Here is a 12,716-nt window from a genome sequence, read left to right on the forward strand (position 1 = left end):
TTCGAATACGCACGGGCCCATCAGCCCTTTTCGCGCCCGAGCATGGAGCGCAGGCGCCCCATGAGCCCCCCCTCGCCCCGATTCGCGTCCGGCGCGTCCTGGCCGCCGTAATCGGAAGGCACCGCCACCGAAGGATCGAGCTCGAGGGCCCGGCGGAAACAGCCCTGCGCGTTGGCGCGGAATCCCTTCCGGTGGTAGAGCTCGCCCATGAGGGCCCAGGGTTCGGCCGCCCTGGGTCGGATGCGCGAAGCCACCTGGAGTGCCTCGACCGCCCGGGTCGACCAGGCGGGATTGGTCAGCCTCAGCCGGCCGAGCAGCAGCCAGGCTTCGTAGGCCGCGGGGGAATCGCCGTCGAGCTTGATGGACTGCTCGAGGGCCCGGATGGCCTCGCTGGTGCGGTTCTGCATCACGTACGACTTGGCCTTCACCAGGAGGTGGTGGGCCCGATCCGTCGAGGGGAGGGATTCCTCATCCGTCCTCGAAGGGAGCAGCGGCAGCACCGAAGGCGTGGGTTCATTGAAGGCCCGCTCCACTGTCTCCGGCGCCGGCGGCGGCAGGGAACGCGGCGTGTGGGCCCGGGGCGGCGGGAAGTCCTCCTCCTCGAGCAGCAGGATCGGCTCCGGCGGCGCTTCGGGTTCGAGGACCGGAATGGACTCGAACACGGGCTCGGGAGGTTCCAGAAGTTCCGGAGTCGGCGCGGGCGGGGCGGATTCGCGGGGAAGCAGCGGCAGGTCCCCCCGGACCAGGTTCAGGCCGCCCAGGGCCCAGAGGGTGGCCACCAGCCGGGCCGACTCCCCCGGCGAGAGCCCCGAGAGGGAACTGATGGTCTCGTAGCCGAGCGGCTCGGAACCCAGCAGCGACAGGGCATAGGCCAAGGTCGGCGTGAGGGACAGGTCGCTGAGGGACTCCAGGAGATCCGGCCTGGCCTCCCACCGCCAATCCGGCTCGCTCTGGAACATCTCCACCAGCTCGAGTTCCACCTTGGCGCTCTGGAAGGTGTCCCACACGAGCCGCCGATGATCGAGCCAGAACTGGAGGTCCCCGCTCAGGTTGTCCTCGAGCCCGCCGGGCATCCAGGACATCTTCAGGATGGGGTGCTCCATGGCGTGGAGCAGGACCGATCCCAGCAGCTCGTGCAGGCGCTTGTCCCGCTCGGCGACCGTCATGAGCCCGCTCTGCACCACGCGATCACCCATGCGGGAGCCTTCCCCGTCGGCCAGCAGCTCCTTGAGCGAAGCCATGTCCAGCACGCCGCGGCGGATGAGGAAGTTCCCGAACTGCTCCCCGACGGCATCGCTCCGGAGGTAGACCAGGTCCCCCCCTCGCCAGTACAGCCGGCGTGTGCCGTCGTTCTGCTCGAGCACAAGCTCTCCTTCGGCACGCTGCTGGTGCAGCGAGCCCATGAGGGCTGGCAGAAAATAGCGGAGACGGACTTCGGGCACCGGAGGCTCCGGAGGGTGGATTCTAGTTTGCATGTTCCCTGCCCGGATGCCAGCCCAAACGGGGCTTCCGGATGCCGAATTATCCCAAGTCCTTGGACCTGCGCAGGACAGGACCTATGCTGTCCCTCCATCCTCATCCCATCCGGGGGGACCTTCCCATGTTCGAGAAGCTCGGAAAATTCGAGATCAAGCGCGTTCTCGGCAACGGCGCCATGGGCGAGGTCTACCTCGGCGTGGACCCCACCATCGGCCGCGAGGTGGCCATCAAGACCATCCTTCCCTCCGCGGCCCAGGGCGGCGAGGCCAAGGAGCGCTTCGCCCGCGAGGCCCGCGCCGCCGGCGTGCTGAACCACCCGAACCTCGTCACCATCTACGAGTTCGGCGAGGACCAGGGCGTGCTCTACATCGCCATGGAGTTCGTCAAGGGTCACGACCTGGACGAGCTGCTGCGGGACCAGTCGCTCACCCGCTCCGAGGCGCTGGAGGTGCTGGCACAGGTCTGCGATGGCCTCGGATTCGCCCACCGGCAGCACATCGTCCACCGCGACATCAAGCCCACCAACGTCCGCGTCCAGCGCGACGGGCGGCGCCTCCACGCCAAGGTCATGGACTTCGGGGTGGCCAAGATCAGCAACTCGGACATGACGGCCACGGGCATGGTCATGGGCACGGTGAGCTACATGGCGCCGGAGTACATCCGGACCGGCAAGCCCGATCCCCGCAGCGATCTCTTCGCCGTGGGCGTCATGCTCTACGAGTGCCTGAGCGGACGGAAGCCCTTCGCCGGAGACACCACGCCCACGGTCCTCTATAAGATCGTCAACGAGGCGCCCGAGCCCCTCGAGGTTGAGATGCTGCGGGGCATCAGCCCAGCCATCCGCTCGGTGCTGGACCGCTCCCTGGCGAAGGATCCGGACGCGCGGTTCCAGACGGCCGAGGACCTCGCCAAGGCCCTGCGCGCCGCGAAGGATCCCTCCTGGACGGGCCAGCTGGAAGAGGCGACCGCCCTTCTCCAGGCCGCCGCCCCCACCGCACCGGTGGCGCCGCCGGCACCCGCCTCTTCGGCGCCCACGATGCAGGCCCCGGCCGCGCTGCGCCCGCCAGTGGCGGCTCCGCCCCCGGCCCGCCCGGCGGGAGGCAAGCCAGCCCTCTGGATCGGCCTCGCGGCCCTCGTTCTGGCGGGCGCCGGTGGCGCGGGCTGGTGGGCCCTCCATCGGAGCGCCGCTCCCGTGCCCGCGCTGTCCACAGAAACCCGGGAAACGGTGCCTCCTCCCTCCGCTGGAGCGCCCGCCCCCGCCAGCGCCGGTGCCCCGGCTCCCGCGGGAGCAAAGCCCGAGCCTGCGTCTTCGCGCGCCTCCCAGATGGCGGAGCCCGTGCCGACGCAGCCGCGCGCCCAGGATCCCGCGCCCACCGAGTCGAACGCGGGCAAAGCCAGGACCAGCGAGTCCCGGGCCGAACCCCGGTCCATCGACCGGCCCGAGCTCTACCAGCCCGAGAAGCTCGACAAGCTGCAGACCCACGAGCGCCTGAACCTCGGCAACGTCTCCATGAGCGAGGCCATCCAGCTGGCGGACAGCCAGCCCGACAAGGCCATCCACGGGTTCCGGCAGGCCATCAAGGCCGATCCGACCAACGTGAACGCCCATGCCTGGCTGGCCACCGTGCTCTACGATCAGGGCCGCCACGCCGAGTTCGTCCAGGAGCTGCGCGAGGCGCGGCGCCAGGGCATCCTCGGCCAGATGGCCGCCCGGAACGTCCGCTTCCGGAGTGTCCTCAACCAGGCCCGCTTCAATCGGAAGCTCCCTTCGGATCTGGCGGACTGACCATGGCGAAACGCGCCGAAGAACGGGCCGCCCTGGAGGCCGCGCTGGGCTACCGGTTCGCGGATCCCGCCCTGCTCCAGGAGGCGCTGACCCACACCTCCGCCGCCAAAGGCCGGGATAACCAGCGGCTGGAGTTCCTGGGCGATGCCCTCCTGAATTTCTGCGTGGCGCTGCTCCTCCACCGGGAGCGGCCGGACTGGCAGGAAGGCCCCATGAGCAAATTCCGGGGCGTGCTGGTGTGCACGGATTCACTGCACCGGTGGGCGCTGGACCTGGGCCTGGACCGAGCCCTGAGCGCCGCGCATCCCAGGAAGGCTCCCCCCATGGGTTCCAAGCCTCTGGCCGATGCACTGGAGGCCCTGCTGGCGGCCGTCTACCTGGACGCCCAGGCTTCGGGAAGGGATGGTCAGGCCGCCGCCTTGGCCCTGGCGGAAGGCCGATTCCTTGAGCCCATCCGGCAGGCCCATCCGGAAGCGTGGTCCCGCCTGGATCCCAAGACTTCCCTCCAGGAGACCGCCGCTCGGCTAGGATTGCCCACTCCCGCGTACACCCTGGTCTCCCAGTCCGGTCCCGGTCACGCTCCGCTCTTCACCGTGCGGGTGGCCGTGGGCGACCGCAGCGCCGAGGCCCGGGGATCCTCCCGCAAGCGGGCCGAAAGCGACGCCGCCCGCCACCTCCTGGATCTGCTGACGGGATCCTCACAGGCGTAACCCTTGCGTTACACTCCCATCTACCGGTCTACCGGGGTGTCCGCTTGAAGATCTACCCAACCTTGAACCTCCAGCATGGCCGCGTCATCCCCACCACGGGGCAGGGCGAGCCTTCGGCGGAGGCTCCGCTGGACCTCGCCGCCCGGCTGCTGGACGAGGGCGCCACGCGCATGGCGCTGGTGGACGTGGATGCCGCCATGGGCAAGGGCAACAACCGCGAGCTCATCGCCCAGATCCTCGAGCGCTGCCATGCCCGGGGCCGGAAGGTCTGCATCCAGGTGGCCGGCGGCATCCGCAGCTCGGACCAGGCCCAGTTCTTCATCGACCACGGTGCCGTCTGGCTGGTGGCGGGCACGATCCTCCACAAGTCGTCCCTCGTGTCGGAACAGCTCATGGCCCGCTTCCAGCCCTTCCTCACCGCGGCCATCGACGCCCGGGGCGGGAGGGTGCATCGCTCGGGCTGGGTGGACACGGCCAACCTCAGCGCCCTCGACCTCGCGCTGCGCGCCAAGGCCTATGGCTTCAAGCGGCTGCTCTTCGTGGACATCCCCGAAGTGCCCGGCGCCGATCCCGACTTCGAGACCGCCACGGCGCTGGCCACCGCCACCGGCCTGCCGCTGGTCATGGGCGGCAGCATCACCTCCCTCCGGCATCTGGACGCCGCGCCCGCCCACCTCGGCCTCAAGGGGGCCCTGGTCGACGCCCTCCTCTTCCGCGAAGATCCCGGACTCCTGGCCCTCCTCCAAGCCGCCTGCGCCTGACCGGAGGAATCGTGACGGAACCGAAAGGCGCGTTCCTCGCCAGCCTAACGGAACCGGAACGGATCCACTTCCGCCACCTGGCCCTGGTGCGCCCGCAGCTGCCGTCGGAAAGCCAGATCCTCATGCTGGAGGGCCTGGCCCGGTCCCTGGACTCGCCGCGCCTGCTGACCCTCATGGCCCGCACGCCCCACTGGCTGGCCCACTGGCCCATCCTCCTGGGGCTGGCGGAGAACGAGGCCACCCCCGAGGCCATCCGCCGCGACCTGGAGATGGTGGTCTCCCTCTTCGGCCAGATGCGGGAGATGGACCAGGCGCCCACCGCCGAGAAGGTGGATCGCTCCGAGGCGGTGAAGGCGCTCTACGCCCAGCTGAACCCCGAGCTGAAGCCCGTCGCCAAGCTCCTGGCCAAGCAGATCGCCAAGTCCGTCTCCGCCACCGGCTCCACCCAGGAGCTGCCCCCCCTGCCCGGAGAGGATCCCGATTGGGAGACCCTCACGGCCCTGCCGGAAGCCCCCGCCACACCCGCGCCGGCACCGGTGGCGAACAAGGGGGACCGGCTCGCCCGGGCCCAGCAGACCGCCCAGCCGGATGAGCTGGTGGGCTTTCTCGTGGACCCGGACGCGGACCTCCGCCTGGCCGCCCTCCAGAATCCGCTCATCTCAGAGGAGCTCCTCCTCCGGGCCCTGGGCCAGAGCGCCGTGCCGGAGCTCTTCGAGGAGGTGTACGCCGAAGCCCGCTGGTACTTCCGGGAGCCCGTGCGGGAGGGCATCCAGGAGGCCCCGGGCTGCCCCGCGGGGCTGTCGCGACGCCTGGCCCTCTCCCGCCTCCTCGTCACGACGCTGGAGCGGGGCGCCTCGAAGCCCGCCTCCCTGCGCCGCATCGTGAGCCTCTTCTCCCAGCTGGAGGAGGGCGAGTACCAGTTCGTCACCTACTGGGCCAAGCGGCAGTCCCCGCACCTGCTCCGGGTGGTGAAGTACTTCTACGACCGCCTCCTGCGCCAGCGGTCGGGGCTGTCCACCGCCCTGCCCGAGCGCGGCGAGGACGGCCGCTGGGCCAGCCTCGAGGAGCGGGTGTTCCTCGCCACCCAGGCCACGCAGGAGGACCAGCTCATCCAGGTGCTCAAGGACCCGGATCCCCAGGTGTTCCGCCTGTCCCTGGACAACCCGGCCCTCACGCCGCGGATGCTGGCCTCCACCCTGCCCACTCTGGACCGCGACCGGGCCGAGCAGGTGGCCGCGCACGCCAAGTGGCAGGGGGATCCGCTGGTGGCGGAGACCCTGGTGCACCATCCCCACCTGACCGAAGCCACGGCCCTCGGCCTGCTCGCGAACCTGCCCGGCCTCAAGCCCGCCATCGAGATCCTGCGGGATCCGCGGCTCCAGCATCTGGAAGTCAAGCGCCGGGCCCTGGAGACCCTCCGCACCCTCTATCTGGCCATGGACGTCTCGGATCGGATCACCGCCCTCCGCACCTCGGGCGGCGAGCTGATGCGCCACCTGCCCCAGGAGGTGCTCCAGGACGAGGAGACCCTGCGGCGCATGGTGTCCGACCGCCAGCTGGATCCCGGGATCCTCCTCCGCCTCGCCCGGAACAAGCTGACCCCCCGCGCCGTGCTGGAGCAGATCGCCGGGCATCCGGTGCTCATGGCCCACGCCGCGATCATGTCCGAGCTGCTGCTGAACCCCAAGACGCCTCGGGAGGCCTCCGCCCGCATCTGGGGCCTGCTGTCCGAGGCCGAGCAGCAGCAGCTCCTCCGCAGCCCACACCTGCCCGTGACCCTGCGGACCCTCGGGTAAACGGGGCCAGGACCGTCCCGTAACCCAGATCCAGGAGCCCCCCATGCGCCGCCCCGCCGCCATCCTGATCCCCGTCGCGGTGGCGCTGGCCTGTCTGCCTTTCGCCACCTCCTGCCGGCCCAAGCCCCGCGTTCCCGGGTGGGTGCAGTCCGCGCCGACCGACAGCGTGGCCTCCTTCTCCGGCGAAGCGGCCTGGATGCTCACCCACAAGGAGGTCCAATCCCTCATCTCCAGGGATCCCTCGGTGGAGCGCGCCCTGGACCTCTTCCTCCAGAAGGCCCGCATCAACCCGCGCACGGAGACGGGCCGGGTGACCTTCCATGTCATCGGCGTGCCGCAAGAGGGCGAGTCGAACATCCAGAAGGGCCTTGAGCACGTCCTCATCCAGCTGAACCAGTTCGCCGATCCGACCTCGCTGGTGGCGGCCCTCTCCGAATCCTTCCCCCAGGAGGGGAGCCTGCGCCTCCAGGGCCGGGACTGGCCGCTCCACGTGATCCTCGACCTGGAGGCCGGCGGGGCCAAGGCCCACATCCGGGCCGCCAGCGACGAGAAGGGCCAGGTCTGGATCGGCTCTCTGGAGGCCCTCCAGCGCATGGCGGCCAAGGACAGCCTGGCCACCCGGCCGGACGCGGCCCTCGCCGCCGAGTGGATCAACCCCCGGGCGCCCTTCCAGGGCTACCTCCAGCCCGAGGCCCTGCTGGGCGGGCTGCGCCGCAACCTGGAGGGGACCCTCGTAAAGGACCTGCCCCAGGGAGTTGATGCCCTCTTCTGGAGCATCACGCCGCCCGCCGCGAAGGATGCGGCCGGAAAAGAGCAGGCCATCCGCTTCGAGCTGGCCCTGGCGGGCACGCCCGAGGGGATCAACCAGGTCACGCCGTGGCTCCAGCGGCTGGTGGCCGCCGCCAATGCCGTGCAGGCGGCCCCCGGCGCCGCCCCGCAGCTGCTGCAGGAGCAGCGCCGCGTGGGGCTGCGTTGCGCGCTGACGCCCGAGCAGCTCAAGCTGGTGATGGAGAAGCTGGGGCAGCCGGATTTCTCCTTCACCCTTCCCGCCCGAGCCCCCAAGGCATGAGCGCGGCCCTCCCCCAGCCGCCGGCTGACGGCCCCCTTCCGCCGGAGACAGAGTCCCCGGAGTTCTGGATGGCCCAGCTCAAGGCCGGCCGGGAGGAGGCCCTGGCCCACCTCATGGCCCGCTTCGAGCGCCCCCTCTGCGCCTTCCTCCACCGGCGCCTGCAGGGCGAGGCCGGGGTGGTCCAGGAGCTGGTCCAGGAAGTTTTTCTCAAGTGTCTCCAGCATTGTCAGCGATTCGAAGAGGGTCGGCCGGTGGCTGCCTGGCTTTTTACGCTGGCGGCTAATGCGGCGACCGACCACCTCCGTAGACGGGGGAGAGAGGTACCCCCTCCCGAGACCTTTGACGCACCGGATCCCCAGCAGGCTTCACCCTGGGAATCCGTGGACCAAAGCCGGCGCATCCAGGCCCTTCGCGGGGCCCTGGAGGGCCTCACCCCCCGCCAGCGGGCCATGGTGCTCGCCTACTACGTCCACGAGCACCCGGTGAAACGCATCGCCCAGGACCTGGGCTGCGCCGAAGGCACCGTGAAAGCCACCCTGTTCCAAAGCCTCCAGAAGCTCCGCAAGACCCTTGGACCCCAGCCATGACCGCCGCCCCCGACCCCAACCGCCTTGATCCCCAGGAAGAGGCCCGCCGCTTCGAGCTGCTCGAACGGCCGGAGCTCTGGCCTGATGATCCGGCGCAGCAGGCCGAGCTGGCCGAGCTGCTGGAGCTCCACCTGGCCCTGGAGAGCCACGGCCCCGGCCTGGCCGAAAGCCTGGCCCCGCCCCCCCGCCTCCGCTGGACCGGATCCTGGACCCTGGCGGCCGCCGCCGTTCTGCTGGTGGCCCTGATCCCGGCCACCTACACCGTGCTGCACACCCAGAGCCTCCGCGCCCAGGCCCGGGACACGGCCCGGCTGGAGCAGCTGGCTCGCAAGCGCACCCAGGACCGCGCCTGGATCGCCTTCTTCCGGCAGAGCACCACCCTGCTCCAGGATTTCGAGCAAGACCCGACCCTGTGCAAGAAGGGGGAGGAGGACCGGCGCCAGGAGCGCGAGATGGCCCTGACCCTGCTGGAGGCCAGCCATCAGCTCGCCGCCCAGGGCGCGCCCATCCAGGAGGCCGAGGCCATCCGCGCCAACCTGCACGCCTGGCTGTCCGAGGTCGCCTTCGAGGACGACTGCCTCAGCACCGAGCGGGCCCGTGAGCTCCGGCAGTGGGCCGCGGCCCACGATCTGGAGGGCGCGTCCGAGCGCATGGAACGGCGCCTGAGGGGAGACGGCGCATGACCTTCTCCCTCCTCGTGGCCGTGCCCGCGCTGATCGCGCCCGCCGCCCCGGAGCCCGCGGTCCCCCTCGCCCTGGCGGGCGTGGAGAGCCCCGCGGACGCCCTGTTCCGGCAGGGCCGCGACCTCCGCTATGCCCAGCGCTGGTACGAGGCGGCCCAGGCCTATCGCTCGCTCATCCGCGAGTTCCCCCGCTCCTCCCGGGTGCCGGACGCCCGCTACTGGCTGGCCTCCAGCCTGGAGCAGGACCAGCGGTGGGACGAGGCCGCCGACGCCTACACCGACTTCCTCGCGAAACATCCCGATCAGCGGATGCTGGGCAAGGAGGCCCGGCTGAACCGCGTCCGCTGCTGGGGCATCCGCCAGTGGAACAGCCCCGCCGCCCAGGCCGGCCTGGCCGGCGCCTTGTCCGACGACCGCGAAGAGGTCCGCATCGCCGCGGCCCTCCAGCTGGCCAAGCGGCGGGACGCCCGCGCCGTGCCCGTGCTCCAGGCCGGGCTCCGGGTGGATGCCTCCTCCGAGGCCTGCCGCCTCGCCCTGCTGGCCATGGGGATCCAGCCCCAGGCCGCGGGCCCCGCCCAGGGCCGGTTCCTGGTGATCCGCGTGAAGGAGCGGGCCAAGCCCGAGGCCCTGACCGTGCGCCTGACCGTGGGCCTGGCCCGGGCCGTGGGCGGCTACCTCTCGGACGAGCAGCTGCGCCAGGCCAAGAAGAAGGGAGTGGACCTGGAGCGGCTCATGGACCAGGCCCTGAACGCCCCCAAGGGCACGGAACTCTTCAGCCTGGACGACGGCAAGAGCACGGTGACCGTGACCGTCGAGTAGCTGCCCGTGACGGTGGCATGGGCCAGAGCGGCTAAGCTGGTCGCTGACCATGTCGCGACTCCTGCGCTTCTTCAATGACCATCTGCGGGTCCACGCCCCCCTCATCGCGGGGGCTTCGCTGCTCCTGCTCCTGGCGGGCCTCTGCCAAGGGGCCCTCATCGCCTCCATCAAGTTTGTGTTTGACGATGGCAAGGCGCACGCCCTGAGCGGGGCCCAGACGGGCCTCTTCGGCCAGCTCGAACACCTCCGGGCCTGGGCCATGGCGCACCTGCCCGAGGCCTCCGCCCTGCGCACGGGCCTGCTGGTGCCCCTGGTGCTGGTGCTGCTCTTCGCCCTGAAGGGCCTCTTCACCTACGCCGGCACCCTGCTCATGGTCCGCAGCGGCATCCGCGCCACCCAGGCCTTCCGGGAGCGCCTCTTCGCCCACCTGCTGGCCCAGGAGCCCGCCTTCTTCCAGAAGCACCCCGTGGGCGAGCTCATCACCCGCAGCATCAGCGACGTGGGCGCCGTGCAGGGCATCGCCAGCAACCAGCTGGCGGAGGCCGTGCGCGAAATCTGTGTGGCCCTCACCATGCTGGCCACGGTCCTCTACATGGACTGGAAGCTGAGCCTCACCCTCTTCCTCGCCGGCCCCCTGGTGGTGCTGCCCGTGAAGAAGCTCAGCCAGCGCATCCGCCGGGTGAACCACCGGAACCAGGAGGCCTCCAGCCGGCTTCTGCAGCGCCTGAAGGAGGTCTTCAGCAACATCCGCGTGGTCCAGGGCTTCGCCCGCGAGTCCTACGAGGTGAGCCGCTTCCAGCTCCAGAACCAGGAGCTCTACCGGCTGGGCATGAAGAGCGCCCGGGCCTCGGCCCTCTCCACGCCCATCATGGAGCTGGTGGGGGGCTTCCTCCTGGCGGGCCTCGCCGCCTACGCCGCCGGGCGCTTCAAGTCCGGCACCCTCACCACCGAGAACTTCCTCACGTACATCCTGGCCATCTACGCGCTCTACGACCCCCTGCGGCGGCTCACCAAGCTCAACAACGAGATCCAGGTGGCCTCCGCCAGCCTGGACCGGGTCTATGCCATGCTCGACCGGAATCCGGAGCTGCCCGTGAATCCGGACCCGGTGCCTGTGCCCGCACGTCCGGCCCTCCTGCGCTTCGAGGGCGTGGAATTCGCCTATGACGAGAAGCACACCGTCCTGCGCGGCATCGACCTCGAGGTGCGCGCCGGCGAGACCGTGGCCCTGGTGGGCGGCAGCGGCGGCGGCAAGACCACCCTGGTGAACCTGGTGCCCCGCTTCTTCGACCCCACCGGCGGGCGGATCACCCTCGACGGCCTCGACCTCCGAGACTTCGACCCCCGCGAGCTCCGCAAGCTCATCGGCATCGTCACCCAGGAGACCCTGCTCTTCATGGACACGGTGCACGACAACATCGCCTACGGCAAGCAGGCCAGCCGCGAATCCGTCATCGCCGCCGCGAAGAAGGCCCATGCCCACGACTTCATCCAGGGGCTGGCCCGGGGCTACGATACGCCCCTGGCGGAGACGGGCTCCAGCCTCAGCGGCGGACAGCGCCAGCGCCTCGCCATCGCCCGGGCCCTGCTGCAGGACCCGCCAATCCTCATCCTCGACGAGGCCACCAGCGCCCTCGACACCGAGAGCGAACGCGCCGTGCAGGCCGCCCTGGAAACCCTCATGCAGGACCGCACCACGCTGGTGATCGCCCACCGCCTCAGCACCATCCAGCGGGCCACCCGCATCTGCGCCATGAAGCAGGGCCGCATCGTGGAGCAGGGCACCCACGACGAGCTGCTGGCGCGCCAGGGCGAGTACGCGCGGCTGCACCGGCTGCAGTTCGCGGAAGCGTGATGCCCCTCTGATGCTCCGCTCCGACTTCCATTTCGACCTGCCCCAGGAACTCATCGCGCAACACCCCGCGCCGGATCGCGACGGCGCGCGGCTGCTGGTGGTGGACGCGCAGACCGGGACCTGGTCCCACCGCACCATCCGCGACCTGCCGGACCTGGTGCCCGCCGGAAGCCTTTGTGTCCCCAACGACGTGCGCGTCCGCCACGCGCGCCTCTTCCTGCGCCGCGCAGGCGGCGGCGCGGGCGAGGCGCTCCTGCTGCGGAGCCTGGGCCAGGGGCGCTTCGAGGCCATGGTGAAGCCGGGCGCGCGCCTCAAACCCGGGGCTTCCGCCGCCGTGGTGGACCCGGTCACCCACACCGAGCTGGCCCACCTGGACATCCTGGACACCCTGCCCGAGGGCCTGCGGACCGTGCGGGTACACGCTGAGCACGGCCTGGACTGGGACGAGATCGACCGCATCGGCCGCCTGCCCCTGCCGCCCTACATCGACCACCTGGCGGAGGCCGAGGACGAGACCCGCTACCAGACGGTCTTCGCGGCCCGGGAGGGCGAGGCCGTCGCGGCCCCCACGGCGGGCCTGCACTTCACGCCGGAGCTCATCGGTGCCCTGGCGGCCCGCGGCTGCGGCTGGCATCCCGTGCGGCTCCACGTGGGCCTGGGCACCTTCCGGCCCATGACCGCCGAGCGCCTCGAAGACCACGCCATGCACGAGGAGCGCTTCGAGATCCCCGACGCCACGGGCCGGATCCTGGAAGCGGCCTTCCGCGATCGCGCGCGGCCCGTGCTCTGCGTGGGCACCACCTCGCTGCGCACGCTCGAAGGCGCCTGGGACGGCGCGCGGCTCGCGCGGGAGGGCGCCACGCGCCTCTTCATCACGCCGGGCTACCGCCTCCGCACCGCCGACCACCTGCTCACCAACTTCCACCTGCCGGAAAGCACCCTCTTCGTCCTGGTGTCCGCCCTCCTGGGCCTGGACCTGGCCCAGGCGGCCTACGCGGAGGCCGTGCGCGAGCGGTACCGGTTCTTCAGCTACGGCGACGCCATGCTGATCCTGAACGCACGCCCCTCCCGTTAGCCGTTCTCCGCTCAAAGCGGTGACGAGAAGCGCCGGCTCCGCCAGCGCTTCTCGTGAGGGTCCGGGGGGACGCAGAGGCCGCCTGCGGCCGGGCGGT

11 protein-coding genes are annotated in these 12,716 nt (G+C 70.9%); 10 read left to right on the top strand and 1 reads right to left on the bottom strand.

Features of this window, described 5'->3' with window-relative positions:
* Positions 1–20: 20 nt before the first annotated feature.
* Entirely contained in the window at positions 21–1,442 is a 1,422-nt protein-coding gene (locus MLG87_RS10855) for a tetratricopeptide repeat protein (RefSeq protein WP_243295192.1), read from the bottom strand.
* Positions 1,443–1,600: 158 nt separating this feature from the next.
* On the opposite strand from MLG87_RS10855, the gene MLG87_RS10860 reads away from it, so the two are divergent.
* From MLG87_RS10860 to queA, 10 genes are read left to right on the top strand one after another with little or no spacing between them, the layout of a single operon-like run.
* Positions 1,601–3,265 (top strand): serine/threonine-protein kinase, encoded by a 1,665-nt coding sequence (locus MLG87_RS10860; RefSeq protein WP_243295193.1) that lies wholly within the window; start codon positions 1,601–1,603, stop codon positions 3,263–3,265.
* A 2-nt stretch (positions 3,266–3,267) separates the two neighbouring features.
* On the top strand, positions 3,268–3,975 hold the full coding sequence (locus MLG87_RS10865) for a ribonuclease III family protein (RefSeq protein ID WP_243295194.1): 708 nt from the start codon (positions 3,268–3,270) through the stop codon (positions 3,973–3,975).
* Positions 3,976–4,019: 44 nt separating this feature from the next.
* The gene (locus tag MLG87_RS10870) at positions 4,020–4,736 is read left to right on the top strand and encodes a HisA/HisF-related TIM barrel protein (RefSeq protein WP_243295195.1); all 717 of its coding nucleotides are present in this window, start codon (positions 4,020–4,022) and stop codon (positions 4,734–4,736) included.
* 11 nt (positions 4,737–4,747) lie between these two features.
* Positions 4,748–6,532, top strand: a complete 1,785-nt coding sequence (locus MLG87_RS10875; RefSeq protein ID WP_243295196.1) for a hypothetical protein — start codon at positions 4,748–4,750, stop codon at positions 6,530–6,532.
* Positions 6,533–6,575: 43 nt separating this feature from the next.
* Positions 6,576–7,601: a hypothetical protein gene (locus MLG87_RS10880; protein ID WP_243295197.1), complete on the top strand. Its 1,026-nt coding sequence runs from the start codon at positions 6,576–6,578 to the stop codon at positions 7,599–7,601.
* Positions 7,598–8,188 carry an RNA polymerase sigma factor gene (locus MLG87_RS10885; RefSeq protein ID WP_243295198.1) on the top strand — a complete coding sequence of 197 codons (591 nt, stop codon included), beginning with the start codon at positions 7,598–7,600 and terminating at the stop codon, positions 8,186–8,188. The genes MLG87_RS10880 and MLG87_RS10885 overlap by 4 nt, the downstream gene beginning before the upstream one ends.
* The gene (locus MLG87_RS10890; RefSeq protein WP_243295199.1) at positions 8,185–8,871 is read left to right on the top strand and encodes a hypothetical protein; all 687 of its coding nucleotides are present in this window, start codon (positions 8,185–8,187) and stop codon (positions 8,869–8,871) included. The genes MLG87_RS10885 and MLG87_RS10890 overlap by 4 nt, the downstream gene beginning before the upstream one ends.
* Positions 8,868–9,689 carry a tetratricopeptide repeat protein gene (locus MLG87_RS10895; protein WP_243295200.1) on the top strand — a complete coding sequence of 274 codons (822 nt, stop codon included), beginning with the start codon at positions 8,868–8,870 and terminating at the stop codon, positions 9,687–9,689. The genes MLG87_RS10890 and MLG87_RS10895 overlap by 4 nt, the downstream gene beginning before the upstream one ends.
* A 49-nt stretch (positions 9,690–9,738) precedes the next feature.
* Positions 9,739–11,544 (top strand): ABC transporter ATP-binding protein, encoded by a 1,806-nt coding sequence (locus tag MLG87_RS10900; protein WP_243295201.1) that lies wholly within the window; start codon positions 9,739–9,741, stop codon positions 11,542–11,544.
* A gap of 10 nt (positions 11,545–11,554) precedes the next feature.
* A complete protein-coding gene (gene queA, locus MLG87_RS10905) occupies positions 11,555–12,619 on the top strand; it encodes a tRNA preQ1(34) S-adenosylmethionine ribosyltransferase-isomerase QueA (RefSeq protein ID WP_243295202.1) in 1,065 nt (354 codons plus the stop codon).
* The last annotated feature ends 97 nt before the right edge of the window (positions 12,620–12,716 follow it).

Source organism: Geothrix mesophila (genome assembly GCF_022808835.1).
Taxonomy (GTDB): Bacteria; Acidobacteriota; Holophagae; order Holophagales; family Holophagaceae; genus Geothrix; species Geothrix paludis.

Excerpts from the sequence above, each read along its gene's own strand:
- MLG87_RS10860 (WP_243295193.1), top strand. The coding sequence starts at position 1,601 with ATGTTCGAGAAGCTCGGAAAATTCGAGATCAAGCGCGTTCTCGGCAAC.
- MLG87_RS10885 (WP_243295198.1), top strand. The coding sequence starts at position 7,598 with ATGAGCGCGGCCCTCCCCCAGCCGCCGGCTGACGGCCCCCTTCCGCCG.
- MLG87_RS10880 (WP_243295197.1), top strand. The coding sequence starts at position 6,576 with ATGCGCCGCCCCGCCGCCATCCTGATCCCCGTCGCGGTGGCGCTGGCC.
- MLG87_RS10895 (WP_243295200.1), top strand. The coding sequence starts at position 8,868 with ATGACCTTCTCCCTCCTCGTGGCCGTGCCCGCGCTGATCGCGCCCGCC.
- queA (WP_243295202.1), top strand. The coding sequence starts at position 11,555 with ATGCTCCGCTCCGACTTCCATTTCGACCTGCCCCAGGAACTCATCGCG.
- MLG87_RS10865 (WP_243295194.1), top strand. The coding sequence starts at position 3,268 with ATGGCGAAACGCGCCGAAGAACGGGCCGCCCTGGAGGCCGCGCTGGGC.
- MLG87_RS10900 (WP_243295201.1), top strand. The coding sequence starts at position 9,739 with ATGTCGCGACTCCTGCGCTTCTTCAATGACCATCTGCGGGTCCACGCC.
- MLG87_RS10890 (WP_243295199.1), top strand. The coding sequence starts at position 8,185 with ATGACCGCCGCCCCCGACCCCAACCGCCTTGATCCCCAGGAAGAGGCC.